Source organism: Massilia suwonensis (genome assembly GCF_042655665.1).
Lineage (GTDB): Bacteria > Pseudomonadota > Gammaproteobacteria > Burkholderiales > Burkholderiaceae_D > Telluria > Telluria suwonensis.
In genome coordinates this window covers 395,645-421,955 of the sequence record NZ_JBHSMR010000001.1, presented here as the reverse complement: position 1 = coordinate 421,955, position 26,311 = coordinate 395,645, and the positions used below count along the sequence as shown (strand labels likewise).

23 protein-coding genes are annotated in these 26,311 nt (G+C 65.5%); 10 read left to right on the top strand and 13 right to left on the bottom strand.

The features are described from left to right. Window positions 1-188 precede the first annotated feature (188 nt). The 5 genes from yidD to ACFPQ5_RS01790 all read right to left on the bottom strand — a co-directional run bounded on the left by yidD (window position 189) and on the right by ACFPQ5_RS01790 (window position 3,199). A complete protein-coding gene (yidD, locus tag ACFPQ5_RS01810; RefSeq protein WP_379751327.1) occupies window positions 189-662 on the bottom strand; it encodes a membrane protein insertion efficiency factor YidD in 474 nt (157 codons plus the stop codon). Between the two features lie 2 nt (window positions 663-664). Then, on the bottom strand, window positions 665-853 hold the full coding sequence (yacG, locus tag ACFPQ5_RS01805; RefSeq protein ID WP_379751325.1) for a DNA gyrase inhibitor YacG: 189 nt from the start codon (window positions 851-853) through the stop codon (window positions 665-667). 9 nt (window positions 854-862) lie between these two features. Beyond that, window positions 863-1,618: a cell division protein ZapD gene (gene zapD, locus ACFPQ5_RS01800; RefSeq protein WP_379751323.1), complete on the bottom strand. Its 756-nt coding sequence runs from the start codon at window positions 1,616-1,618 to the stop codon at window positions 863-865. Between the two features lie 64 nt (window positions 1,619-1,682). Next, a complete protein-coding gene (gene coaE, locus ACFPQ5_RS01795; RefSeq protein ID WP_379751321.1) occupies window positions 1,683-2,330 on the bottom strand; it encodes a dephospho-CoA kinase in 648 nt (215 codons plus the stop codon). Between the two features lie 5 nt (window positions 2,331-2,335). Then, window positions 2,336-3,199 carry a prepilin peptidase gene (locus ACFPQ5_RS01790; protein WP_379751319.1) on the bottom strand — a complete coding sequence of 288 codons (864 nt, stop codon included), beginning with the start codon at window positions 3,197-3,199 and terminating at the stop codon, window positions 2,336-2,338. Between the two features lie 238 nt (window positions 3,200-3,437). Between ACFPQ5_RS01790 and ACFPQ5_RS01785 the strand changes: the two genes are divergently transcribed. From ACFPQ5_RS01785 to ACFPQ5_RS01775, 3 genes are read left to right on the top strand one after another with little or no spacing between them, the layout of a single operon-like run. Then, a complete protein-coding gene (locus tag ACFPQ5_RS01785; RefSeq protein ID WP_379751317.1) occupies window positions 3,438-4,112 on the top strand; it encodes a hypothetical protein in 675 nt (224 codons plus the stop codon). Then, window positions 4,105-4,791, top strand: a complete 687-nt coding sequence (locus ACFPQ5_RS01780; RefSeq protein WP_379751315.1) for an RES family NAD+ phosphorylase — start codon at window positions 4,105-4,107, stop codon at window positions 4,789-4,791. The genes ACFPQ5_RS01785 and ACFPQ5_RS01780 overlap by 8 nt, the downstream gene beginning before the upstream one ends. Before the next feature lie 60 nt (window positions 4,792-4,851). Continuing rightward, window positions 4,852-6,030: a pyridoxal phosphate-dependent aminotransferase gene (locus ACFPQ5_RS01775; protein WP_379751313.1), complete on the top strand. Its 1,179-nt coding sequence runs from the start codon at window positions 4,852-4,854 to the stop codon at window positions 6,028-6,030. A 12-nt stretch (window positions 6,031-6,042) separates the two neighbouring features. Here the strand turns inward: ACFPQ5_RS01775 and metE are convergent, their stop codons facing one another. Continuing rightward, complete coding sequence (gene metE, locus ACFPQ5_RS01770; protein WP_379751312.1) at window positions 6,043-8,340, bottom strand: 5-methyltetrahydropteroyltriglutamate--homocysteine S-methyltransferase; 2,298 nt, start codon at window positions 8,338-8,340, stop codon at window positions 6,043-6,045. Window positions 8,341-8,437: 97 nt separating this feature from the next. On the opposite strand from metE, the gene ACFPQ5_RS01765 reads away from it, so the two are divergent. Beyond that, window positions 8,438-9,325 carry a LysR family transcriptional regulator gene (locus ACFPQ5_RS01765; protein ID WP_379751310.1) on the top strand — a complete coding sequence of 296 codons (888 nt, stop codon included), beginning with the start codon at window positions 8,438-8,440 and terminating at the stop codon, window positions 9,323-9,325. A 48-nt stretch (window positions 9,326-9,373) separates the two neighbouring features. Here the strand turns inward: ACFPQ5_RS01765 and ACFPQ5_RS01760 are convergent, their stop codons facing one another. The 7 genes from ACFPQ5_RS01760 to uraH all read right to left on the bottom strand — a co-directional run bounded on the left by ACFPQ5_RS01760 (window position 9,374) and on the right by uraH (window position 17,229). After that, on the bottom strand, window positions 9,374-10,609 hold the full coding sequence (locus tag ACFPQ5_RS01760; protein ID WP_379751308.1) for a type II secretion system F family protein: 1,236 nt from the start codon (window positions 10,607-10,609) through the stop codon (window positions 9,374-9,376). A 16-nt stretch (window positions 10,610-10,625) separates the two neighbouring features. Continuing rightward, window positions 10,626-12,350 (bottom strand): type IV-A pilus assembly ATPase PilB, encoded by a 1,725-nt coding sequence (gene pilB / locus ACFPQ5_RS01755; RefSeq protein ID WP_379751305.1) that lies wholly within the window; start codon window positions 12,348-12,350, stop codon window positions 10,626-10,628. Window positions 12,351-12,631: 281 nt separating this feature from the next. Continuing rightward, entirely contained in the window at window positions 12,632-14,200 is a 1,569-nt protein-coding gene (locus ACFPQ5_RS01750; protein WP_379751303.1) for a methyl-accepting chemotaxis protein, read from the bottom strand. Between the two features lie 130 nt (window positions 14,201-14,330). Next, complete coding sequence (locus tag ACFPQ5_RS01745) at window positions 14,331-14,738, bottom strand: hypothetical protein (RefSeq protein WP_379751301.1); 408 nt, start codon at window positions 14,736-14,738, stop codon at window positions 14,331-14,333. Window positions 14,739-14,748: 10 nt separating this feature from the next. Further along, the gene (locus ACFPQ5_RS01740; RefSeq protein WP_379751299.1) at window positions 14,749-16,011 is read right to left on the bottom strand and encodes a hypothetical protein; all 1,263 of its coding nucleotides are present in this window, start codon (window positions 16,009-16,011) and stop codon (window positions 14,749-14,751) included. Between the two features lie 240 nt (window positions 16,012-16,251). Continuing rightward, the gene (locus tag ACFPQ5_RS01735; protein ID WP_379751297.1) at window positions 16,252-16,809 is read right to left on the bottom strand and encodes a ClpP family protease; all 558 of its coding nucleotides are present in this window, start codon (window positions 16,807-16,809) and stop codon (window positions 16,252-16,254) included. A gap of 66 nt (window positions 16,810-16,875) precedes the next feature. Further along, window positions 16,876-17,229, bottom strand: a complete 354-nt coding sequence (gene uraH, locus ACFPQ5_RS01730; protein ID WP_379751295.1) for a hydroxyisourate hydrolase — start codon at window positions 17,227-17,229, stop codon at window positions 16,876-16,878. A 108-nt stretch (window positions 17,230-17,337) separates the two neighbouring features. On the opposite strand from uraH, the gene puuE reads away from it, so the two are divergent. The 6 genes from puuE to ACFPQ5_RS01700 all read left to right on the top strand — a co-directional run bounded on the left by puuE (window position 17,338) and on the right by ACFPQ5_RS01700 (window position 26,306). After that, window positions 17,338-18,285, top strand: coding sequence for an allantoinase PuuE (gene puuE, locus ACFPQ5_RS01725; RefSeq protein ID WP_379751293.1), 948 nt, complete (start codon window positions 17,338-17,340; stop codon window positions 18,283-18,285). A 96-nt stretch (window positions 18,286-18,381) separates the two neighbouring features. After that, window positions 18,382-19,845 carry a xanthine dehydrogenase small subunit gene (xdhA, locus tag ACFPQ5_RS01720; protein WP_379751291.1) on the top strand — a complete coding sequence of 488 codons (1,464 nt, stop codon included), beginning with the start codon at window positions 18,382-18,384 and terminating at the stop codon, window positions 19,843-19,845. Between the two features lie 10 nt (window positions 19,846-19,855). Then, entirely contained in the window at window positions 19,856-22,192 is a 2,337-nt protein-coding gene (gene xdhB / locus ACFPQ5_RS01715) for a xanthine dehydrogenase molybdopterin binding subunit (RefSeq protein WP_379751289.1), read from the top strand. Then, a complete protein-coding gene (gene xdhC, locus ACFPQ5_RS01710; RefSeq protein WP_379751287.1) occupies window positions 22,192-23,283 on the top strand; it encodes a xanthine dehydrogenase accessory protein XdhC in 1,092 nt (363 codons plus the stop codon). The genes xdhB and xdhC overlap by 1 nt, the downstream gene beginning before the upstream one ends. Further along, the gene (gene guaD / locus ACFPQ5_RS01705) at window positions 23,283-24,602 is read left to right on the top strand and encodes a guanine deaminase (RefSeq protein WP_379751285.1); all 1,320 of its coding nucleotides are present in this window, start codon (window positions 23,283-23,285) and stop codon (window positions 24,600-24,602) included. Before xdhC ends, guaD begins: the two co-directional genes overlap by 1 nt. Before the next feature lie 189 nt (window positions 24,603-24,791). Then, on the top strand, window positions 24,792-26,306 hold the full coding sequence (locus ACFPQ5_RS01700) for an adenosine deaminase family protein (RefSeq protein ID WP_379751283.1): 1,515 nt from the start codon (window positions 24,792-24,794) through the stop codon (window positions 26,304-26,306). Window positions 26,307-26,311 lie beyond the last annotated feature (5 nt).

Below are 26,311 nucleotides of genomic sequence, written 5' to 3'. Positions count from 1 at the left end.
TGTGACTGGAACGCGTAGGGTGGGCGCTCCTGTGCCCACGCGGTATGCACCGATCCGATAACCGCAGCGGCGGATCGCCGCTCGTGAGGCGTAAGCTTGGCTTAGTACGTTTGCACGTCGTACGAGCGATACATCTCTGCCGCCGGTAAATGGTTACGTGCGAAACGCGTGGGCTCGGGGAGCCCACCCTACGGTGCTCGGCCGCCTTGGGCCTGTCGGCGCTTTTTTTCCTGGCGCTCGATCTCGTCCTTGCGTTTTTGTTCTTCCGCACGCGAGCCAGGCTCGCAGGAACAGTCGCACAGGCCGGAGAGGAAGTCTCCCAGGCAGCTGCCGGCTGACCTGCCGCTGCAGGGCAGGTCCGGCACGCAATCGCCACCGCAGCCAGGATCGCAATCGCCCCGCTGGTAATACAGCACGGGATTCGGCACCACATGGTGGCGCCGGTTGGTCTCGCCACATAGCCGCAAACGGCGCCGCAGCAGCTTCAATCCGGCCAGCAGGCCGAATCGTCCGATCACCCGATAGCCGTAGCCCGAACACCCGTCGCGCCCGGTCGCGCAGCGATAGGCGCAGCTAAAACCTTTATGAGGGGAGAGGTAACGCTGGTAGCCGCGGATCGCGCGTAAAGCCAGGCTGGCAGGCAATCCGGGGCGACGGTCCAAGATCAGCGCTGGTCGTCGTCCAGCGGATTGTCCTGCGACTCGTTCGGCGCGGCGGCGGGGATGGTGTACTTCTCTTCGGCCCAGGCGCCCAGGTCGATCTGTTTGCAGCGCTCGGAGCAGAACGGACGGTACTTGTTCTCAGGCGTCCATTCGACTTTCTTGGCGCAGGTAGGGCAGGCTACGACGGTCATGGCAATACTTTAGAAATTACACAGGGTCAGCTCGAAGGGGACGTCCTCTTCCAGCGATTTCGGTTTCAAATCGCCGCCCTGGGTGGTGAAGCGTACCCACAGCATGTACTTGTTGGCCGAGATCTCGGGAATCGCGCCGAGCGACTCGTCCAGGCCAAGGCGCAGCATGTGGTAAATCTTCCCTTGCAGCATTTGCTGATAGCTGCCGGCGGCTGCGATCATTTTAGTCGGACGGCCGGAATCGCGCAGCAGGCGCAGCACCAGTGCGAGGGCGTCGAACAGCGGGGCGAGCGGGCCGAACCAGCCCATGATGTCGGCGTAGCGCTGTTCGGTGGGGCGTTTCTGCCAGGCGTAATACGAGGGCAGGTCGAATTCGCAGGCGCCGCCCGGGATGATGGTGCGGCCGCGGATGCTCATCAGCCACTCGTTGTCGCGCACGTTCTGGCCGGTCTTGCCCTGACTGGCCGCGAGGGCGCCGCTCACCTGCTCGACTTCGGCAAGCACGGCATCGAGCGCTTCGGGGGCGACGTTCGGATTGCTGCGGTAGGCCAGCAGGCTCTGCTTCTGGCGTTCGAGTTCCTGCAGCAGGTCGGATTTCAGGTCGGCGCGGCCGGCCACTTCCAGCATGTCGAAGATCGTCGAGAGCGCGACATGGTGCTGCATCGGGTGTTCCTGGCGTACGAAGAACTTGAACTTCTCGTACAGGTCTTCCAGCCGCAACAAGGTACGAATGCGCTCGTTGAAAGGATATTCGTAGACGATCAAAGTGACATTCCCCTGAATGTGGGCTGGCGAGCAACTCTGTGATTCTGAACCATGCGGAGCAAAATTACAAACCCCGCATGGTTGAAGCGGCAAGCCGGGCGGCCTCGGCCATGTAAAACGCGTGCAGGCGCTCGACCTGGGGCGTCAAGGCTGCCAGGCCATCGTCGTTCAGGACGACGTCGTCGGCGCCCGCCAGGCGCTGCGCACGCGTGACCTGGGCCGCCATGATGGCGCGTACCTGGGTTTCAGATAAATTGTTTCGCGCCATGACGCGCGCTACTTGCGTTTCTTCCGGACAGTCGACGGCCAGGATGCGCGTGACCCGCTCGCGCCAGGTGCCCGACTCGATCAGCAGGGGCACCACGAAGATGACGTAGGGACCGGTGGCGATCGCCGCCGCGGCTGCCGTCGCCTCGCGGATGCGCGGATGCAGGATGCCTTCCAGGCGGGCGCGGGCGCCGGGATCGGTGAACACGAGCTCGCGCATCTTGGCGCGGTCGAGGGCGCCCTCCGGCGTGGCAAAACCGTCCCCGAACTCGGCCAGGATGGCCGGCATCGCGGACCCGTGCGGCGCGGTGAGGGCGTGGGCGATGGCGTCGGTGTCGACCAGCGAGGCGCCGAGCGCCCCGAACATGTCGGCCACCGTCGTCTTGCCGCTGCCGATGCCGCCGGTCAGGCCGACGGAGAATGCGAGTGCCTGGCCTGGTTCCATGGTAGTTAAGCGATGAAGCCCTGGAAGATGGCGCCGATCCGCTCGCCGTACAGGAGGGCGATCATGCCGGCGGCCGCGAGATAAGGGCCGAAGGGAATCGGCTTGTCGCGCCCGCGCTTGGCGAACACGATCAGGCTGATGCCCACGATCGCGCCCACCACCGAGGACAGCAGGATGATGGTCGGCAGCATCGCCCAGCCGAGCCAGGCGCCCAGCGCCGCCAGCAGCTTGAAGTCGCCATAGCCCATGCCTTCCTTGCCGGTCACGAGTTTAAAGAGCCAGTACACGGCCCACAGCACCAGGTAGCCGGCTACGGCGCCGATCACGGCGTCGCGCAGCGGCACGAAAGTGCCGTTCAGGTTGACCAGCAGGCCGAGCCACAGCAGCGGGAAAGTCAGATCGTCCGGCAGCAGCTGGGTGTCGACGTCGATGAAGGTCATCGCAATCAATAACCAGGCGAATACCAGGGTGGCCATGCCGGCCACGCCCGAGCCGAAGGTCCACACCAGCAGGGCCGACAGGACGCCGGTCAGCAGTTCGATGGCCGGATAGCGCGCCGAGATCGGCGCCTTGCACTTGCTGCACTTGCCGCGCAACGCGAGCCAGCTGATGACCGGGATGTTTTCCAGCGCCGTGATCTGGTGGCCGCAGTGCGGGCAGGCGGAACGGGGCACCATCAGGTTGTAGCGGTCGGTATGCGGCAATTCCTTGCCGCTCTCATGCGCCACGTAGTTGTCGGACTCGCGCTGCATCATCTTCGGGATGCGGTGGATCACCACGTTCAGGAAACTGCCGATCAGCAGGCCCAGCAGGCCGGCAACCAGGGTGGGACCGAGCAAGCCCGGTGCGGCGAAGAGAAGAGTTTCCAATGCGAGCTTCCGAAAAGTGAAAATGGTTCCGTAGATCAACCTATTTTAGGGTGTTTCGGGGGTTTTGGCGAAGGTGGCATGCACCGTTTGCCTCCTGTGCAGCAGGAATGTGGCGTGCATGCCGCCCGTATTGGGCGCAAACTCCGTGCGTGCGCCCCTTGCAAGCGTCGTGGATCAGGTGGATTATATGGGTTATGATGTCATGAAGCGAACCAGAATAATCTCATCAGGAGGGTCCATGCGCACAGTGGAATACGAGACCCCGGGCATTTCGACCCTGGCGGGCGGGCCCGAGGAAGTCCGCGAGCAATTGGGCGCGGTGTATGCCGAACAAGTCGTGGTGGTGACCCTGGAGCACGCCACGCCGCGCGAAGCGGCGGCCATCGCCGACACCTTCGCCGGCATCGCCGGGCTGGTGAAGGCCATCGTCGGCAAGCAGCATCGCGAATCGCTCGACGCGATCGTCGAAGCCCTGGTGCCGCGCACGCCGCCCACCCCCAACGAGCTCAAGGAAGCGACCATGCTGGTGCGTGCGCGCACCGCGGTCATCGGCAGCGGCGACTGGATGACGGCCGCCGAGATCGCCTCGGTCGCCGGTTTCAGCGCCAGCAATCCCAGCGCCCAGCCCAACAAATGGAAGCGCGAGGGCGCCATCTTCGCCATCCGCCACAACGGCATCGATTATTTTCCCAGCTACGGCCTCGATCCGGGCGCCGGCTACCGGCCGCGCAAGGCGCTGGCCCAGGTCCTCAAGACCTTCGGCGACAGCAAGGATGCCTGGGGCCTGTCCTACTGGTTCATGTCCGCCAACAGTTTTTTGGGCGGCAAAGCGCCGCGCGACCTGCTGGCAAGCGCGCCCGAGCGGGTGATCGCGGCGGCCGCCGACGAATGCAAAGGCGTACTGCATGGTTAAGCGCCCGGCCGCCAGGCCGAACGCAGCCGCCGCCGGCGTGGCGATCGCGCCACCGCCCACGCTCCACATCACGCTCACCCGCTGGCCTGCGGGCGAACCGCTGCACCGGGTGCACCACCTCGACTACGGCGCGGTCCAGTTCAATCCCGGCATCAAGGGCAATGCGCGCTTCAGCCCCATTGCCGATGCCGCCGGCAAGCCCATCCCCACGCTCTACGGCGGCGCCAGCTTTGCCTGCGCCGCCATGGAAAGCGTGTTCCACGACGTTCCCTTCGCCGCCGGCTTCAAGGCCTACGACAAGGCCAAACTCGACGGACAGGTGCATTCCCAATTCACGGCCATCGAAGACCTGCAGCTGGCCGACCTGGGCAGCCGCGCGCTGCGCAAGCTCGGCGTCGAACGCAAGCAACTCATCGATACCGAGAAGGACCAGTATCCGCTGACCCGCCAGTGGGCCGTGGCCATCCACGCCGGTTTCCCGCAAGTGCAGGGCCTGTGCTGGATTTCGCGCCAGGACGACAGCGCACGCTCGGTGGTGCTGTTCGGCGACCGCATCGCAGCCGGCATCCTGCGCCCGAGGGCGGCGACGCGCAGCCTCGTGGCCGATCCGCTGGCCTACGGCGAATTGCTGGCGCTGGCCGAGCAGATCGGGGTGGATATCGTGCCTGGCCGGAGTTGAGCAGGCTTGGGGCGAGCCGGATAAAATCCCTGATCCACAGCCGTCACGCAAAGAATCGCCATGAAAATCTCCCAACGCGCACTCGCAGTCGATCCCTTCTTCGCCATGGAATTCGGCAAGCGCGCCGCCGCCCTGGAAGCGCAAGGGCACCAGGTCATCAAGCTCAGTCTCGGCGAACCCGATTTCGGTCCGCCGCCCGCAGTCCTCGAAGCAGCTCGCACGGCGGTGGAGGGCGGTTCGCTGCCCTACACGGCGGCCCTGGGCATCGCGCCCCTGCGCCAGGCCATCGCCAATTTTTACTTGCAGGAGCATGGCGTCAGCATCGATCCGCACCGGATCATCGTCACCGCCGGCGCCTCTGCCGCGCTACTGCTGGTGACGGCGGCCCTGGTCGACGGGGGAGACGAGGTGCTGGTCGGCGATCCTTCGTATCCCTGCAACCGCCAGTTCCTGAGCAGCTTCGGCGCGAACGTGAAGCTGGTCGCCACCGATGCCGCCAGCCGTTTTCAGCTGGATGCCGCCAGCGTGCGCGCCAACTGGACGGCGCAGACGCAAGGCCTGATGATCGCGACTCCCTCGAACCCGACCGGCACCTCGGTGCCGCCGGAGGAACTGCGCGCGATCTGCGACTGGGCGCGCGAGAACGACGCCTGGCGCATCGTCGACGAGATCTATCTGAACCTGGGCGACCGCGATGCGTCCGGACGTCCACCGCAGACCGTGCTCGCCTTCGACGCAGGCGCGATCGTCATCAACAGCTTCTCGAAATATTTCGGCATGACGGGCTGGCGCCTGGGCTGGGCCGTGGTACCGGAAGCGATGGTGCCGACCATGGAGCGCCTGGCCCAGAACTATTACATCTGCGCCTCGCACCTGTCGCAGCAGGCGGCGCTGGCCTGCTTCACGCCGGAGTCGCTGGCCGTCTGCGAAGAGCGCCGGGTCGAGTTCGGCCGGCGCCGCGCGCTGGTGCTGGAAGGTCTTGCGGGGATCGGCTTGCCGGTGCCGGTGCCGCCGGACGGCGCCTTCTACGTCTACTTCGACGTCAGCGGAACCGGCCTGACTTCCTGGCAGTTCTGCGAGCGTGTGCTGGAAGAGGCGCACGTGGCGCTCACCCCGGGCAAGGATTTTGGACACTGCGGCGCGGACCGCTACGTACGCCTGTCGTATGCGGCCAGCGCCGGCAACCTGCGCGAGGCGATCGGGCGGCTCGGGGCCTTCATGGAGCGCCTCGGCCGCTGACGGCGCCGGCGCTTACGCGGCCAGCCCGGCGCGCAGGGTCCTGGCCGCCGCCACCATGTTGCCCAGCGCGGGCAGCACTTCGGCCCACTGGCGTGTTTTGAGGCCGCAGTCCGGATTGACCCACAGGCGCCCGGCCGGGATGCGTTCGGCCGCCTTGCGCATCAGGCCCACGATCTGCTCCTGGCTCGGGATGTTCGGCGAGTGGATGTCGTAGACGCCGGGGCCGATCTCGTTCGGATACTTGAAATCGTCGAAGGCGTCGAGCAGTTCCATGTTCGAGCGCGAGGTCTCGATCGTGATCACGTCCGCATCCATGGCGGCGATTGCCGCGATGATGTCGTTGAACTCCGCGTAGCACATGTGGGTATGGATCTGCGTCTCGTCGCGCACGCCGTTGGCCGCGATGCGGAAAGCGTCGACCGCCCAGTCGAGACAGGCCTTCCATTCCGACCTGCGCAGGGGCAGGCCTTCGCGCAGCGCCGCCTCGTCGATCTGGATGACGCGCACGCCGGCCCGCTCCAGGTCGAGCACCTCGGCCCGGATCGCCAGCGCCAGCTGCCTGCAGGAGAGGGCGCGCGGCTGGTCGTCGCGCACGAAGGACCAGTTCAGGATCGTCACCGGGCCGGTCAGCATGCCCTTCATCGGTTTCGCGGTCAGCGACTGCGCGTAGGCGATCCACTCCACCGTCATCGCCCGCGGACGGCTGATGTCGCCGAACAGGATGGGCGGCTTTACGCAGCGCGAGCCATAGGACTGCACCCAGCCGGACTGGCTGAAGGCATAGCCCTCCAGCTGTTCGCCGAAGTATTCGACCATGTCGTTGCGCTCGGCCTCGCCATGGACCAGCACGTCCAGTCCCAGCGCTTCCTGCTCGCGCACGCTGCGCGCGATCTCCGCCCGCATCGCCGCATTGTAGTCCGCGTGAGCGAGCGTGCCGGCCCTGAATGCGCTGCGCGCCTGGCGGATCTCCGCCGTCTGCGGGAAGGAGCCGATGGTCGTTGTCGGGTAGGCGGGCAGTTGCAGCAGGGCCGCCTGTGCCGCGCTGCGCACCCCATGGCTGCTGCGGCGCGCGCCCAGGCCGGCGTCGATGGCGGCCACCGCCGCCTGCACGGCCGGATTGGTCACGCGCGGCGAGGCGCGGCGCGCGGCCAGCGCCGCCGCGTTCGCAGCCAATGCTTCCCGAACCGCGGTCCGTCCGCCGCGCAGCGCCTCGGCCAGCACCTGCAATTCGTCCAGCTTCTGCAGGGCGAAGGCGAGCCAGGACCGGATGTCGGCGTCGAGTTTCTGTTCGCCCTCCAGGTCCACCGGCACGTGCAGGAGCGAGCAGGACGGGGCCAGCCACAGCTGGCCGCCGAGACGGGCCGCCACCGGCTCCAGCCAGTCCAGCACGGCGTTCAGGTCGGTCTTCCAGATGTTGCGGCCGTTGATGACGCCCAGCGACAGCACCTTGTGGTCTGGAAGCAGGTTCAGCAGCGACAGGATGTCTTCCTGGCCGTGCGTCGCGTCGACGTGCAGTCCCGCCACCGGCAGGTTCGCCGCCAGGTAGCGGTTTTCCTGCAAGGGGCCGAAGTAGCTCGCCACCAGCAGTTTTACGCGGCACGCTTTCAGCTGGTGATAGGCGAAGTTGAAGGCGTGCTGCCAGTCCTGGTCCAGCTCCGTCACCAGCAGCGGCTCGTCGACCTGCACCCACTCCACGCCTTGCGCGGCCAGGGTCTCCAGCAGCTGGGCGTAGACGTCGAGCAGCGCGGGCAGCAGGGCCAGCTTGTCGGAGTCGTCCCGGGTCTTGCCGAGCGCGAGATAGGTCACCGGACCGATGATCACCGGCTTGGCTTTCACGCCCTCTCGGCGCGCTTCGGCCAGCTGCCCGAGCAGGCGCGACGCATCGAGCGCGAACACGGTGCCGGCGTCGAATTCCGGCACGATGTAGTGGTAGTTGGTATCGAACCACTTGGTCATCTCGCCGGCCGCGACGCCGCCGCAGCAGCCGTGGTGCTCGTCGGTCGACGCAGCCGAGCGCCCGCGCGCCACCCGGAAGTAATTGTCGAGTGCGTCGCCATGGAAGCCGCGCACGCGTTCGGGCAGGTGTCCCAGCGTAAAACTCATGTCGAGCACCTGGTCGTAGAACGAGAAGTCGCCCACCGGCACCAGGTCGAGGCCGGCCTGCTGCTGCCAGTGGCGTTGGCGCAGCACTGCGCCCTGGGTCTCGAGCGCGGCGCGCGAGGATTCGCCCTTCCAGTAGGACTCCAGCGCGAATTTCAGTTCGCGCCCGGCGCCGATGCGTGGAAAGCCGAGGTTGTGAATGATGGTCATGCGTGTTCCTTCAGGATTATCAACATGGCCATGCTAGAGCTGCGAATCGATGAAGTAAAATGGTCGTTTTTCACATATCCATCGATTTCATTCATATATGCTCGAGCGTATCCACCTGAAGATCCTGGTCGAACTCAAGCGGCTGGGGTCGGTCACGGCCGCGGCCGATGCCCTGCACGTGACCCAGTCGGCGCTCAGCCACAGCATGCGCAAGCTGGAACAGCAGGCCGGCACCGAGATCTGGGTGCGCGAAGGGCGCAACCTGCGCCTGACCCAGGCCGGCGAGTATCTGTACGCCGTGGCCCAGCGCCTGCTGCCGCAGATGCTGCTGGCCGAGGAGCAGCTGCTGCAATTCGCGCAGGGCCAGCGCGGCACGCTGCGTATCGGGATGGAGTGCCATCCCTGCTATCAGTGGCTGTTGAAAGTGGTGTCGCCGTATCTTGCGGCCTGGCCGCTGGTGGACGTGGACGTGAAGCAGAAATTCCAGTTCGGCGGCATCGGCGCGCTGCTCGGCCACGAGATCGACCTGGTGGTGACGCCCGACCCCGTGCTGCGGCCAGGCTTGCGCTTCGAACCCGTGTTCGGCTACGAGCAGGTGCTGGTGGTGCACAAGGCGCACCGCTGGGCGGGACAGGAAGAGGTGAGCCCGGAGCAGCTGGCCGAGGAAACCCTGATCAGCTACCCGGTGCCGATCGACCGCCTCGACATCTACAACCTGTTCCTGCTGCCCGCGAAATGCGCGCCGCGCAGGCACAAGACGATCGAGACGACCGACATCATGCTGCAGATGGTGGCCAGCGGCCGCGGCGTGGCGGCGCTGCCGAAATGGCTGGTGACGGATTACGCGCCGCAGCTGGAACTGCGCACCCTGCGGCTGGGGCCAGGCGGGATCCGGAAGCACATCCACCTGGGGGCGCGGGAAGCGGATTGGGATGTCGACTATCTGCACGCCTTCGTGGCGCTGGCGCGGGAGACCGGGCAGTAGCCGGTCCGCACCATTGCCGGAACTCGCCTTCTCGCAGTCGTTTCGACCTTACACCACCGACCCCAGCTTGAAGATCGGCAGATACATCGCCACCACCAGCCCGCCGATCAGGACGCCCAGGATGACCATGATCATCGGCTCCATCAGCGAGGACAGCGCGCTCACCGCCTCGTCGACTTCTTCCTCGAAGAAGTCGGCGACTTTACCGAGCATGCCGTCCAGCGCGCCGGATTCCTCGCCGATGGCGACCATCTGGGTCACCAGGCTCGGGAACACGTTCACGTTCTGCATCGCCACCGTCAGGCTGGTGCCGGTCGAGACCTCCGTCTGGATGCGCCGCGTGGCGTCGAGGTAGACCGCGTTGCCCGAAGCCCCGCCGACCGAGTCGAGCGCTTCGACCAGGGGCACGCCGGCGGCGAACATGGTGGCCAGGGTGCGCGTCCAGCGCGCGATGGTGGCCTTGCGGATCACGTCGCCGAAGATCGGCAGGCGCAGCAGCAGGCGGTCCATGGCCTGCTGCATCTTCAAGGAGCGGCGCCAGGACTGGAAGAAGAAGTAGATCGAGCCGAAGATCGTACCGAAGATCAGGTACCACCATTCGACGAAGAATTCCGACATGCTCATCACCATCAGGGTCGGCGCCGGCAGGTCGGCGCCGAAGCTGGCGAACACGGATTTAAAGGCCGGGACCACCCAGATCATGATCACGGCGACCACGATGAAGGCGACCGCGAGAATGGCGATCGGGTAGGTGAGGGCGGACTTGATCTTGGCCTTCAGGGCCAGCGTCTTTTCCTTGTAGACGGCCAGGCGGTGCAGCAGGTCTTCCAGGATGCCGGCCTGTTCGCCGGCGCCGACCAGGTTGCAGAACAGCGGGTCGAAATAGCGCGGGTACTTGCGGAAGGCGTTGTTCAGGCTGGTGCCGGTCTCGATGTCGCCGCGGATGTCGAGCACGAGTTTCGACATCGACGGATTCGCATGGCCCTTGCCGACGATGTCGAAGGCCTGCAGCAGCGGCACGCCGGCCTTCATCATCGTCGCCAGCTGGCGCGTGAACATGGTCAGGTCCTTGTCGGTGATCTTCTTGCCGCTGCGGTAGATCTTCTTCTTGACCTTGGTGACCATGATGCCCTGGCGGCGCAGGGTCACGTTGACGATGGCCTCGCCGCCGGCGCGCAGCTCACCGCGCACGGTCTTGCCGGACTTGTCCTTGCCTTCCCAGGCGTAGACCGCTTCCTTGACTTGCGCGCCGCCGCGGCTTCGGGTGGAGAGGGAGGTAGCCATGTTGATCCTGTATTCGCTATTCGTTGGTGCAGCCGAGTACTTCTTCGAGGCTGGTCAGCCCCTGTTTCACTTTCATCAGGCCGGAGCGGCGCAGCGAATTCACGCCGTCCTTCTCGGCCTGGGCGGCGATCTGCATCGAGTTGCCGTGCGCGAGGATCAGTTCCTCGATCGCCGGGGTGATCGGCATGAGCTGGTAGATGCCGACGCGGCCCTTGTAGCCGGAGCCGAGGCAGCGTTCGCAGCCGACCGGGCCGTAGGGCTTCCAGTCGTCCTGCAGGTCGCCTTCGCGGTAGCCGGCGGCGAGCAGGGCCTCGCGGCCCATCTCGAGGGGCTGCTTGCAGGTGCACAGGCGGCGCGCCAGGCGCTGGGCCGTGATCAGGATCACCGAGGAGGCGATATTGAAGGGCGCCACGCCCATGTTCATCAGGCGCGTCAGGGTCGAAGGCGCATCGTTGGTGTGCAGGGTCGAGAACACCATGTGGCCGGTCTGCGCGGCCTTGATCGCGATGTCCGCCGTTTCCAGATCCCGGATCTCGCCGACCATGATGATGTCGGGATCCTGGCGCAGGAAGGATTTCAGGGCCACCGGGAAGGTCAGTCCGGCCTTGTCGTTGACGTTGACCTGGTTCACGCCGGGCAGGTTGATCTCGGCCGGGTCTTCCGCGGTCGAGATGTTGATGCCTGGTTTATTCAGCACGTTCAGGCAGCTGTACAGCGAGACCGTCTTGCCGGAACCGGTCGGCCCCGTCACCAGCACCATGCCGTAGGGACGCGAGATGGCGTCCAGCAGGATCGCCTTCTGGTCCGGATCGTAGCCGAGCGAATCGATGCCCATCTGCGCCTGGGTCGCGTCCAGGATACGCATGACGGTCTTTTCGCCGAACAGCGTGGGCAGCGTGCTGACTCGAAAGTCGATGGTGCGGGTGGCGGACAGGATCAGGCGCATGCGGCCGTCCTGCGGCACGCGCTTTTCCGAGATGTCGAGCTTGGCCAGCACCTTGATGCGCGAGACCAGCTTGTCGCGGATCGCGAGCGGCGGCGTGGCGTGGTCGCGCAGCACGCCGTCCACGCGCATGCGGATGCGGTAGAACTTCTCGAAAGGCTCGAAGTGGATGTCGGAGGCGCCCAGCGACACGGCGTCCATCAGGATCTTGTTCAGGAAGCGCACGATCGGCGCGTCTTCGACTTCGGTGGTGGCTTCCACCGGCGCGGCAGCCTGCTCTTCCTCGGCGAACTCGATGTCGCCTTCCTCGCCCACCAGGTCGCCCAGGGACTGCTCGGCGCTCTTGGTCAGGTTGGCCAGCAGCGCCAGCAGGGCGTCGTGGGCGACGATCACCGGCTCGACCGCGGCCTCGCTCTGGAACTTGATCTGGTCCAGTGCCTGGGTATTGGTCGGGTCGGAGATGGCCACCGACAGGCGGTTGCCGCGCTTGGCCAGGGCAATCACGCGCTGGGCCGCCATCAGCTTGGCGTCGATGGCCGCTTCCGGCAGCGACTCGATGCTGAAGGCCGACAGGTCGAACAGCGGGTAGCCGAAGGTCTCGGCGCAGAAGGCGGCCAGGGAGGCGGCATCGAGCGCGCGCTCGGCGATGATGGCGTCGATCAGGGCAGTGCGGTCGCCCGCGGCCTTCTTCTGCAGCGCCTCGGCCTGCTGGGCCGTCAGGCGCCCGGCCTGCACCAGCGCGCGCGCAAGCCCGGACAACTGGGTGCCTGGGGTCGCGTTGGGGAGGACTGCTGCCATATGAGCCGTGTTATGAGAGGAAAGCCGAGGGGCCGCCCAAGGCGGCAGACTCCTCGGATGATGCCTACAGGCATCAAGTTTGTAAAGCGTTTCAACAGGGTGACGAGGCATGCTTACCACGTAGTCGAAATGCCATGACGCCCCGTAGCGCGGGGTTTGTTGGCGTTTCGATTACGGGTGTTAGCGGCGCGTCAAGCGGTGTGAACATTGCGATATCGCCGCCCAAAACAATACCGGCGCCCTCGGGCGCCGGTATCGATTCGCACAAAGCAGTGCCGTATTTAACGCAGGGCCAGCGCTGCCGGACGCGTATTCAGCACTGGGGCTTCGCCGCCGTCGGCCAGCTTGAACACCGACAGGGCGCCAGTCAGCTGCGTGGTCTGCTCGGTCAGCGATTCCGCCGCCGCCGAGGCTTCCTCGACCAGGGCCGAGTTCTGCTGGGTCATCTCGTCCATGCTGTCGATCGCGCGGCCGATGTCCTCGATGCCTTCGCTCTGGCGCTGGCCGGCCATGGTGATCTCGGCCATGATGTCGTGCACCTTCCTGACCGAGTCGACGATCTGGCCCATGGTCACGCCGGCCTGGTCGACCAGCGCGCTGCCGGCGTTGACCTTCGAGACCGAGTCGCCGATCAGTTCCTTAATCTCTTTCGCCGCCGCAGCCGAACGCTGGGCCAGGCTGCGCACTTCGCCGGCCACGACCGCAAAGCCGCGGCCCTGTTCGCCGGCGCGCGCCGCTTCGACCGCCGCGTTCAGCGCCAGGATGTTGGTCTGGAAGGCGATGCCGTCGATGACGGAAATGATCTCGACGATCTTCTTGGCCGAGGTGTTGATGTCGCCCATGGTGCTGACCACGCCGCCCACGACCTGGCCGCCACGGGTGGCGATGTCGGTGGCGGAGACGACCAGCGCGTTCGCTTCGTTGGCATTCGCCGCGTTCTGGCGCACGGCGCCGGTCAGCTCGTCCATGGCGCGCGCGGTGCGCTCCAGGTTGGCGGCCTGCGATTCGGTGCGGCCGGCGAGATCCGCGTTGCCGCTGGCGATTTCGGCGCTGGCCACCGCGATCGTCTCGGCCGAGTTCTTGATCTCGGCGACCATCGTGGCTAGGCGCGCACGCATGTCTTTCAGCGCCACCAGCAGGCTGGTGCTGTCGCTCGCTTCGGTGCGGATGTCCATCGCCAGGTCGCCGGCGGCCACCGCGCGGGCGATCTCGCGCGCATATTCCGGCTCGCCGCCCAGCTGGTGCCAGATGGCGCGCACCACGAACCAGGACACCACGGCCAGGCTCAGGATCACGACCAGGGCGGTAAGGATCATGGTCCACAGCACGCGGCGCACGTTCGCCTCGCTGCTGGCGATGCCGGCCTTGAACTGTTCCTGGGCCTTGACCTGGGTCTGCTCCAGGTCCTTGTTGAGGGTGGCCAGGGTGCTTTGCATCTTCGGCACCACGGCCTGCGCGTCGCCCTGCTCGAGTTCGAGCATGATGCGCGCAGCCGACAGCGCCGGCGCGTAATAATCGTTGAATTCCTTGAGCAGGCGCTCGCCGTTCGCGGCCTGGCCTTCGATCGCGCTGAAAGCTTTCAGGTGGGCGCGCACGGCCTCGGCCTGCTTGCCCATCTCGTCGATACGCGCCTTGTCGCCTTCGCTGACGGCGTCCATCAGGCCGTCGGTGATGTCCTTGACTTCGAGGGTGAGGGCCTTCGATGCGTCGAGCACCGGGTAGTCGGCCTTTTCGGTCGAATGGATCGAGTCCAGGGCCTTGTTCGCGATGCTCGCGCTGACGCCTACGCCGAGGCCGAAAATCAGGGTCGAAATGACCGGAAGTGCCCAGATCCTGCGCTTGATGCTCATGCTGTTCGTCTCTCTCTCGATTCGCTGCTTGTGATTGGCCCGTGCTACGGATGCTTTCAGCTAAAAAGCCCCGCCGGCTGGGAAGCGGGCAGGGCCTGGACAGAGGGAGCGCGGCTCCCTGTTCCTTTGTTTACGGCGCGGTGTAGACAACCTTGACGGTGGCGTCGACGGCGCTCTTTTCCATGTAGCCGATCGCCTTCGGGTTGGCGGCAACGGCGGCCTTGACGGCGGCGCTGTTGGCGACTTCCTTCGGCATCGTGGCTTTGCCGGTGAAGACCAGCTTCGACCACAGGGCCTTGGCTTGCGAGGCGTCCTTGTCGGTGACCTTCTTGTAGAACTCGCCACGGATGGCGGCGTCTTCAGGCTGGTCGACCGGGGTCATGGCGCTCGATTTACCGAGGAAGAACTGGGCAACCTGGTCCTTCGTCATGGTCGCTTCAGCCGCCTTCGGGTTCACCACGACGACCACTTCGGCCAGTGCCGGCAGCGAGGCGCCGAGGATGGCTGCGGCAAGGGCCGCTTTCAGGAGTTTGTTCATGGCGCGTTCCTTAGAAAACGAAGTCGATCGCCACGGCGCCGACGGTGACATCTTTGTTGAAGCCCGGCGCGGCGTTCAGCAGCAGGCCGCTGCCGACGGCCGGCTTGACGCGGTCGATCTGCGCCTTCAGGGCCAGCGAGCGGTAGAAGTCCCAACGCATGCCGATCGAGGTGGTGCTCGACTCGCCCTGGCCCACGCCGGTGTACGGCAGGGCGTTGGCGCCGGCGCGCAGTGCAGCGAGCTGGCCGCAGACGGCCGGGCTGGCGACCGGGCAGGTGGCCGGCACGACGTTGGCCACGGTGCCGTCGATCTTGACCTTGCTCTGGATGACGTACGGCAGGAATTTGCCGATACGGTAGCCGCCCATCACGTACCACGAGCTGGTGTCGTTGACGTAGGCATCGACCTTGCGCTTGGCGAATTCGGTCTGGACGACGATGTCGTTCCAGTCCATGCCCAGGCCCACCGAGGTGAACGAGGCTTTCTTTTCGTCGGCTGCGAGCTGGTTGGCCATCTCGGTCAGCTGCGGCGCGCGCAGGGCGGTGCCGAAGGTACGCAGGCCGGTCAGCAGGGTGCCCAGGCGCACGTTGCTCGGGCCGTTGCCGTAGATCGACACGGTGGCGTCGACGCGGCCGAGGCGGGCGGTGAACGGGCCGTGTTCGGCGACGACGTTCACGGCGCTCATCTTCTTGCCGCGCGCGGTCAGGTCGCCGGTGATCGGGGCTTCGGCGCCGCCGAAGGCGAGCTGGCCGGTGAGGGTGGTGTCGCCGAAGCTGTGCTGCCAGGTGGCGTCGATGCCGTCGAGGCTATTGAACGGCACCTGCGAGTACATCTCGACCGGCGGACGCAGGAAGTTGTTGGCGTAGCCGACGTTGCGGTAGTCCGAGATCATGAATGCCGGCAGGCCGATACGGCCGACGCGCACGCTGAACTGGTCGTTGATCTTGGCCTTGGCGAAGGCCCAGCCCAGTTCCGCGCCGTATTCTTCTTCGGCATCGCGGCGCACCAGGCCCTGGGCGGTAAAGGAGAGCCAGCTGTTGACGCCGATGTCGGCCTGCAGGCCGAGGTTCGAATCCACGCCGGTGCGCGGGCTTTTCTTGACGCCGGAAGCCTGGTTCGGACGGCTGAATTCGGCCTGGTCGGTGTTGGTCCAGGTGAGGGCGCCGGTGCCGAAACCACTGATCTTGACCGAAGGGCCTTGCGCTTCTTGCGCAAAGGCCGACGAGAGTGCCAGCGGCAAAGCCAGGGCGGCGGCGATAATCTGCTTATTCATAAGACAACCTGTAACAGATACTGCGTTTATAAGATTTACTTCTTCTTTTGGCGTGTCAGATGTGATGAAACGTGAAATGACGGAAATGATTGTATCCATCAGGCAAAAGTACTGACAAGTCAAAGCAAGCCGCCGAGTGCTAAATACTGTTGTTACAATGTGTGATGTTGTATCGACGAAACAGCAGAACCAGTAATCCGGTTCTTTCTGTTAACGATTACCTAAGCTTATCGATATGGATCAATTCCACCAGTGGGTGGTGGCGCCCATTTCGGGCAGCCTGGCCTGGACCGCTTCGTCGATCAGGCCGGCGCGCACGGCCTGCTCGGCCGTGTAGATACGCGCGTTTCCAAAGAGATGCGGGCGGATGTCGTGCGCTTCGGGGGCGCCGCGGGTGGCCTCGTCGAAGATGGCGGCATAGCGTTCGGCATCGAAATCCAGGCATTCGCGCCATTCCGACACGCGCGAGTGATCGGCCGCCACCAGGTTGCCGAAGCCCCAGTGCAAGGGGTGAACGAGGAAGCGTGCGCCCGGGCAGGCATAGCGTTTACTGCCGGCCAGGAAAATGACGACGCCGACCGACTCGATGCTGCCAATGTTAAATGTGGTCAGCGGGATCGGCAGGGATTTCAGGAAGAAGTACAGCGCGAAGCCGGCCGTCATGTTGCCGCCTTCGGTCGACATGTGCAGCTCGATCTCGGTGGCCCCGTTCTGCAATGCCTGCAGGCACAGGTTGCGGACGCTGCATGCCGAATGATGGTTGATCGGTCCGATGAAATGAACGATGTGCAAAGCCATTGGCGCTCCTGTCGTGAATCCTCAGGATAGCAATTTCCTGCGGGCGCAGGCGTCCGTTTTCTCTCGTCAACTTCCCCGGTAAGTCGAGTACGACCAGGGCGTCACCACCAGCGGCACGTGGTAGTTCTGCGACGGATCGGCGATGCCGAAGGCGATCGTCACGCGGTCGACGAAAGGCGGATCGGGCAGGGCCACGCCCTGGGCGCGGAAATAATCGCCGGCTGCGAACACCAGTTCGTAGCGCCCCGCCTGCATCGTCTCGCCGGACAGCAGCGGGGCGTCGCAACGGCCGTCGGCGTTGGTCGCCGCCTCGGCCAGCAGCTTGCGGGCGTCGCCTTCGAGCGCATACAGCGCGATCGCCACGCCGGCAGCCGGGCGGCCGTGCGCGGTATCGAGTACATGGGTGCTGAGTTTGCCCATCGGAGTCCCTATATGGTCGTGGTGAAGATGTCTATTCTTCTGATCATATACTGATGAAGTTCAGTCAATATATGATCGGCGATATACCCCTCATCCTCGGGACCTTTCATGGAAACCAATTACCCACGCGACCTCGTTGGTTATGGCCGCACGCCACCCCATGCCCAGTGGCCCGGTCAGGCCCGGATCGCCCTGCAGTTCGTGCTCAACTACGAGGAAGGCGGCGAGAATGCGGTGCTGCATGGCGATCCGTTTTCGGAGACTTTTTTATCCGAAATCATAGGGGCGCAAGCCTTCCCCATGCGCCACATGAGCATGGAATCGCTCTATGAATATGGCTCGCGCGCCGGCCTGTGGCGTCTGCTGCGCATGTTCGAGGAACGAAAACTGCCGCTGACGGTCTTCGGCGTAGCGATGGCGCTGCAGCGCAACCCGGACGCCGTGGCCGCCTTCCGCGAGCTCGGCCACGAGATCGCCTGCCACGGCCTGCGCTGGATTTCCTATCAAAACGTCGACGAAGCGACCGAGCGTGCGCACATGGCGGAAGCGGTCGCCATCATGCGCGAGCTGACCGGGGAGGCGCCGCTCGGCTGGTACACGGGGCGCGACTCGCCGAATACCCGGCGCCTCGTGGTCGAGCATGGCGGCTTCGTCTACGACGCCGATTACTATGGCGACGACCTGCCGTTCTGGCAGAAGGTCGCGCACACCGGTCCCGACGGTGTGCAACGCGAGACGCCGCACCTGGTCGTGCCCTATACCCTCGACACCAACGACATGCGCTTTGCCGCCGCGCAGGGTTTTAATTCCGGCACCCAGTTCTTCGATTATCTGAAAGACGCCTTCGACGTGCTGTATGCGGAAGGCGACCCGAATGGTCTGAACGCGCCTAAAATGCTCTCGATCGGGCTGCATTGCCGCATCGTCGGGCGGCCGGCGCGCGCCGCGGCGCTGGCGCGTTTCCTCGACTACGTGTTGCAGCATAAACACGTGTGGATCGCGCGCCGGATCGACATCGCCGAGCATTGGAGAAACACCCATCCGTACCCAAGCTGATATATCGGTTTGATGATAAGCAAAATCAGTTTCTGTGCATAGTTGCTTCTTGCTCCGACAAGGTATCCTTCACGCTGGACCCAATCCGAGACAAGCATGGCCGACCCGATCCGCTTTTATTTCCGCAACGCCGTTCACGAAGTGACCGGCGTGGCGCCGACGCAAACCATCCTGCAGCACCTGCGGGAGGATCTGCGCTGCACCGGCACGAAGGAAGGCTGCGCCGAAGGCGATTGCGGCGCCTGCACCGTCGTCGTCGGTTCGCTCGAGAACGGCGAGCTGGAACTGAAGGCGGTCAATTCCTGCATCCAGTTCACGCCCACGCTCGACGGCAAGGCCTTGTTCACGGTCGAAGACCTGCAGCTGCCTGACGGGCGACTGCACCCGGTCCAGCAGGCGCTGGTCGAGTGCCACGGCTCGCAGTGCGGCTTCTGCACGCCGGGTTTCGCGATGTCGCTGTGGGGCATGTACCTGAAGCAGGAGGGCACGGCTCCTTCGCGCTGCCAGATCGACGACGCCCTGTCCGGCAACCTGTGCCGCTGCACCGGCTACCGTCCGATCATCGACGCGGCCCAGCGCATGGTCGAACTGCCGCGCGCCGACTTCGACCGCGCCGCGGTGGCCGGGCAGCTGCTTGCCCTGCAGCGCGGCGCGGGCAGCTCGTATTCCTATGAAGGCCGCAGCTTCCACGCGCCGCGCACGCTCGACGAACTTGTCGCGTTGCGCGCCGCCCACCCGCAGGCGCTGATCCTGGCCGGCTCGACCGACGTCGGCCTCTGGGTCACCAAGCAGATGCGCGAGCTGAACGACATCATTTATATCGGCAACGTGGCGGAGCTGAAATCCGTGCGCGAAGAGGGTAATTACCTCGAGATCGGCGCCGGCGTCACGCTGCAGGATGCCTACGCGGCCGTCTGCCGCCACTATCCGCAGGAGCTGGGCGAGCTGATGCAGCGTTTCGCGTCGCTCCCGATCCGCAATGCCGGCACCCTGGGCGGGAATGTCGCCAACGGGTCGCCGATCGGCGACTCGATGCCCTGGCTGATCGCGCTCGGTGCGCGCCTGGTGCTGCGCGGCGCAAATGGGACACGCGAACTGGCGCTGGAAGATTTCTATCTCGGCTATCAGCAAAAGGATTTGCAGGCGGACGAATTCGTGGCCAGCCTGCGCGTACCGCTGCCGCAGGCCGGCGTGCGCTTCCGTACCTATAAACTGGCCAAGCGCTTCGACCAGGATATCTCGGCCGTCTGCGCCGCGTTCGCGCTGACGCTCGATGGCGAGATCGTGAAGGAAGCGCGCATCGCCTTCGGCGGCATGGCGGCCACGCCGAAACGCGCAGCAGCTGCGGAAGCCGTACTGACGGGCCGCGTCTGGAACGAAGATGCGCTGAAGGAGGCCATGACCGCGCTGGCCCAGGATTACGCGCCGCTGTCGGACATGCGCGCCTCGAGCAGCTATCGCATGAAGACGGCCCAGAACCTGCTGCGCCGCTTCTGGCTCGAGACGCGGCTGGAAAATCCACTGCCGCCGTCCGCAGTCAACGCATTCGCAGCGGCGTAAGGAGAATCATATGAACGACGCAGGCGCACCAGCAATCAAGCAGGCGGCGTGGGCAGCGGTCGGCCGCGCCCGGCCGCACGAATCGGCCACGCTGCACGTGCTCGGCCAGGCTACCTACACCGACGATATCGCCGAAACGGCGGGCACGCTGCACGCGGCGCTCGGTTTGTCGAGCAAGCCGCACGCCCACATCGTCTCGCTCGACTTGTCTCCCGTGCGCGCGGCGCGCGGCGTAGTGTCGGTGCTGACGGTGAAGGACATCCCCGGCACGAATGACTGCGGCCCCATCATCCACGATGACCCCATCCTCGCCGACGGCAAGGTGGAATACGTCGGCCAGCCGGTCTTCATCGTCGTCGCCGACACGCACGACAACGCCCGCCGCGCCGCGCGCCTCGCCAAGATCGAGTACGAAGAACTGCCGGCCATCCTGACGCCGCAGGAAGCGCACGCCGCCAAGTCCTATGTCGTGCCGCCGATGCGCCTGGCGCGCGGCGATGCCGAAACCGCCTTCGCGAACGCGCCGCGCAAGGTGGCCGGCAAGCTGTACGTCGGCGGCCAGGAGCAGTTCTACCTGGAAGGCCAGATCGCCTACGCGATTCCCGGCGAAGACAATGGCATGCTGGTGCAGTGCTCGACCCAGCACCCGAGCGAGATGCAGCACGTGGTCGCGCATGCGCTCGGCCTGCATTCGCACCACGTGGTCGTCGAGTGCCGCCGCATGGGCGGCGGCTTCGGCGGCAAGGAGTCGCAGTCGGCGCTGTGGGCCTCGGCCGCCGCGATCGCCGCGCACAAACTGAAGCGTCCGGTGAAGCTGCGCGCCGACCGCGACGACGACATGCTCGTCACCGGCAAGCGCCACTGTTTCTATTACGAATACGAAGTCGGCTACGACGACGCCGGACGCATTTTGGCGGCGAAAGTCGACATGGTCTCGCGCGCCGGCTTCTCGGCCGATTTGTCCGGGCCGGTCGCCACGCGCGCCGTCTGCCACTACGACAACGCCTATTACCTGAGCGACGTCGACATCCGCGCCGCCTGCGGCAAGACCAATACCCAGTCGAACACGGCCTTCCGCGGCTTCGGCGGTCCGCAGGGCGCGATCGCGATGGAATACGTGCTGGACGAGATCGCGCGCAATCTCGGCATGGACGCGCTCGACGTGCGCAAGCTGAATTTCTACGGCAAGACCGAGCGCAACGTCACGCCCTACGGCCAGGCCGTGGTCGACAACGTCATCCACGAACTGGTGGCCGAACTCGAAACCTCGAGCGAATACCGCACGCGGCGCGCCGCCATTGCCGCCTTCAACGCCGGCAGCCCGGTATTGAAGAAGGGCCTGGCGCTCACGCCCGTCAAGTTCGGCATCGCCTTCAACGTCACCCACCTGAACCAGGCGGGCGCGCTGGTGCACGTGTACGTGGACGGCTCCATCATGGTCAACCACGGCGGCACCGAGATGGGGCAGGGCATCAACACCAAGGTGATGCAGGTCGTCGCCCACGAACTGGGCGTGGACATGGATCACGTGCGCGCCACCGCCACCAATACCAGCAAGGTCGCGAACACCTCGGCCACGGCGGCATCGACCGGCGCCGATTTGAACGGCAAGGCGGCGCAGGACGCGGCGCGACAAATCAAAGAGCGCCTGGCCGCCTTCGCGGTGGCGCAATACGGCGGTGAGCTGGCCGACGTGCGCTTCGCAGCCGATACCGTGTTCGTCAACGGCATCGAGGTGCCGTTCCCGCACCTGGTGCAGAAGGCCTATCTCGCGCGCGTGCAGCTCTGGTCCGACGGGTTTTATGCAACCCCCGGCCTGTCCTGGGACGCCAAGACCATGAACGGCCGGCCCTTCTCCTACTTTGCCTACGGCGCGGCGGTGTCGGAAGTCGTGGTGGACACGCTCACCGGCGAATGGAAGCTGCTGCGCGCTGATGCTTTGTATGATGCCGGCAACTCGCTCAATCCCGCGATCGACATCGGCCAGGTGGAGGGCGCCTTCATCCAGGGCATGGGCTGGCTCACCACCGAGGAACTATGGTGGAACCCGGGCGGCAAGCTGATGACGCACGCGCCCTCGACTTATAAAATCCCGGGCGTATCCGACTGCCCGCAGGACTTCCGCGTGCGCCTGTTCGAGAACCGCAACGTCGAAGACAGCATCCACCGCTCGAAAGCCGTGGGCGAGCCGCCGCTGCTGCTGCCGTTCTCGGTCTTCTTCGCGATCCGCGACGCGGTTTCCAGCGTCGGCGGCCATCGCGTCAACCCGCCCCTGAACGCGCCGGCGACGAGCGAGGAGATCCTCGACGCCATCGCCTTCGTCGAAGCTGCCGCTTCCCGCGCGTGATGGACGACTGGCTCACCGCCGCGCTGCGTGCGCCGGCCGTGCTGGTCACGGTCGCCATCGTCGAAGGCTCCGTGCCGCGCGAGCCGGGGGCGAAGATGCTCGTGCAGCGCGACGGCTTCGCGGGGACCATCGGCGGCGGCCACCTCGAGCACCGCGCGATCGAGATCGCGCGCGGGATGCTGGAAGACGGTGGGCAGCCGAAGCTGGAGCGCTTCGCGCTCGGGCCGAGCCTGGGGCAGTGCTGCGGCGGGATTGCGCATCTGGTTTTCGAGCCGGTCGACCGCGACCAGATGGTCTTGCTCGATGCGCGCCGCAGCGCCGATACATTCAGAGTCATACCGGTAGGGTGGACGGGTCTCCCGTCCACGCGTTCAACCAGCGGTGGCGTTGGCACGCAATCGGAAGGTCATGCGTCCGCTGAACGCGTGGACGGGGGACCCGTCCACCCTACGTGGGCGCTGTTTGACACCGACGGTGTGCAACTGGCGGGCGATCCTGTCCCTGCCTTCGACCGCACTCTCGGCACCCACGTCTTCACCGACGCCGACGGCCGCCGCTGGCTCGCCGATGCCGTGCTCGCCCCGCGCGCCCACCTGATGCTGTTCGGCGCCGGCCACGTCGGCGCCGCCATCGTGCGCGCACTCAGCGAGCTGCCTTGCCGCGTCACCTGGGTCGACGAGCGCGAGGACCTGTTCCCGGCCACGGTGCCGGCGAACGTCACGATCGAAGCCACCGACATTCCCGAGGTGCTGGTGGAAGAAGCCGCTCCTGGAACGACCTTCCTGGTCATGACCCACAGCCACGCACTTGACCTGCGCCTGTCGATTGCGATATTGTCCCGCCCCGCCGCGGACTGGTTCGGCCTGATCGGCTCCGATACCAAGCGCCGCCAGTTCGAGCACCGCCTGCGCGAGCGCGGCATCGGCAAGGACCGTATAGAATCCATGGTCTGCCCGATCGGCCTGCCCGGCATCGCCGGCAAGGCGCCGGCCGTGATCGCCGCATCGGTCGCGGCGCAACTGCTCACCGTCTGGGAGGCGTCCGAACACGGCGCCGCCAGCCACCTGCACCATTCTCCGGAATCCAACTGATGTCCACCGCACCACACACTGTGCAAGCCTACCGTGCGAGCTTGCTGCATTTTCTCGCCGACCCGGCCTTCACGGAGGAGGCGTATTCCTGGCACCAGGACGGCCTGCTGATCGTCGAGGACGGCCGCGTCAAGGCCGCCGGCGATTATGCGCAGCTCGTGTCCACGCTGCCGGCCGGCCTCGAACCGCACGACTACCGCGGCCAGATCATCACGCCCGGCTTCATCGACACCCACCTGCATTACCCGCAGACGGACATGATCGCGTCGCCGGCGCCTGGTTTGCTGCCCTGGCTCGACACCTATACCTTCCCGACCGAGCGCCAGTTCGGCGACCCGGCGCATGCGCGCGCCACCGCCGAGTTCTTCCTCGACGAACTGGCCCGCTGCGGCACCACCACCGCCGTGGTCTACTGCACCGTGCACCGCGAATCGGTCGACGCCTTCTTCGAAGCCAGCGAAGCGCGCAACCTGCGCATGGTGGCAGGTAAAGTGCTGATGGACCGGAACTGCCCGGACTTCCTGCGCGACGTCGAAGGGCAGGTGGGCGACAGCGAAGCCCTGATCAACAAGTGGCACAAGCACAAGCGCTCGCTGTACGCGATCACGCCGCGCTTCGCGCCGACCTCGACCCCGGCGCAGCTGGGCGCGATCGCCGAACTGGCCAAGGCCTGGCCGGACACTTTCATCCAGACCCACGTCTCGGAAAACAAGGACGAGTGCAGCTGGGTGCGCGAACTGTACCCGGACTCGCGCAGCTACCTCGACGTGTATGACGGCTATGGCCTGATGCGCCCGCGCGCGCTGTTCGGCCACTGCATCTGGCTCGACGACGAGGACTTCGCGCGCATGGCGGCCACTGGTTCGGCCGCTTCCGTGTGCCCGACCTCGAACCTGTTCCTCGGCAGCGGCCTGTTCGATTTCGAAAAGGCCGACGGCGCCGGCGCGAAAGTAACGCTCGGGACGGACGTCGGCGCCGGCACCTCGTTCTCGATGCTGCAGACCATGAACGAAGCCTATAAGGTCGCGCGCCTGAAAGGCAGCTACCTGCCGGCGCTGCGCATGTTCTATCTCGCCACCCTGGGCGCGGCGCGCGCGATGGACCTGGAAGGCACGATCGGCAGTTTCAAGGTCGGCGCGGAAGCGGATTTTATTGTTCTCGATCCGAAGTGCACGCCTTTGCTCGAGCGCCGCAGTGTGCACTGCAATTCGCTGGAAGAGCAGCTGTTCGCGCTGGCGCTGCTGGGCGACGACCGCGCGGTCCGTGCCACCTATGCGGCGGGCGTGAAAGTGCATGAACGCAGTGGGGCTGTCGCCTGACGCGTTATCGGTCGTTTTACATCCGCGCGGGCATGCCCGCCCTACGTTACGCATCGGCCAGTGGCTGTCGTGTACCGTAGGGCGGGCATGCCCGCGCGGATCTGTGCATACCGTTGGCCCGACGTTGCCAACACTGCACGAAGCCGTTAAAGTTGCGCGGCCACGTCAACCCATCAAGAAAGACCCGTCATGCAGAACACCATCAGCCGCCTGCTGATCGCCCTGGCCGTCGCCGCGCCAAGCGGCGCCATGGCCAAGGAGCCGGCCACCGCATCGCGCCAGGCCAACGAGGCGGCGACCAGCCGTCATTACGCCGCGCTCGTCGCCGGCCAGGATCCGAAGCTGGCCGAGCTGACCATGTTCTTCACGCAGATGCCGAAGGGGGGCGACCTGCACCACCATTACTCGGGCGCGATCTATGTCGAGCAATACCTCGACTTCCTCGACCGCCAGGGCCTGTGCGTGAACAAGCAGAGCTACCGCATCGAGACCGATAAAGCCGTCATCGCGCAGGAACGCGCCAAGCCGGCCAAGGAACGCAACTGCCTGAACAGCGCCGAGGTGTATGCCGACGACTACACCTGGCGCGAGCTGGTGCAGCGCTGGTCGAACAAGGACTTCGACAACCACGGCGTCCTGAACCCGCCGCCGGACCGCCTGTTCTTCCAGACCTTCGGCTACTTCGGCCCGGTCTCGAACGCGAACTTCAAGGAAGGCCTGCAGGAGCTGAAAAAGCGCGCGATCGCGGAAAACGTCAGCTACATCGAAACCATGTTCAAGATGGCCCCGGCCATCGCCAACCCCGAATTCGACGCGCGCGCCTGGCAGCTGGCGAACGACGACGCCGGCCTGGACGCCGAACTGCGCCGCGCGATGGAAGCGCTCGAGCGCGACCCGGCCTTTGCGAAATCCATCGCCGACTTCACGGCGAAGATCGACGAAGCGGCCGCCGGCATCGACGACGAGCGCTTCACGATGCGCTACCAGACCTATGTGCTGCGCCTCCTGAACCCGTCGCAGGTGTTTTCCTCGATGGTCGCCGCCTTCAAGTCGGCGTCGAGCGGCGGCAAGGTGGTCGGCGTCAACATCGTCGGCCAGGAAAGCACGATGGTGTCGATGCGCGACTACGCGCTGCACATGAAGATGTTCCGCTTCCTGAAACCCCTCTACCCGAACGTCAAGGTCGCCCTGCATGCGGGCGAGCTGGCGCTGGGCGAGGTGCCGCCTGAAGGCCTGAAGTTCCACATCGACCAGGCCCTGACGGTGGCCGGCGCCGACCGCATCGGCCACGGCATCGACCTGGCGCACGAGGCGAACGCCCGGGCCATCCTGCGCACCATGCGCGAGAAGGACATCCCGGTCGAGATCAACCTGACCTCGAACGCTTTTATCAGCGGCATCAAGGGCGAGAACCACCCGGTCACCCTGTACCGCAAGTACGGCGTGCCCTACGTGATCTCGACCGACGACGCCGGCGTCACGCGCCACACGCTGTCGCAGGAATACGTGCTGTTCGCAAGCCGCTACAAGCCGGACTATGCGGAAATGAAGAAGACCTCGTACAACAGCATCCGCTACGCCTTCCTGCCGGCCGCCGAGAAAGCGCGCCTGACGCGCCAGCTCGATGCGCGCTTCGCCGCTTTCGAAGCCGATGTGGCAAAAATGGGAAAAACCGTTGTGCCGGAACGACGGTCGAAACGCTAATCGAG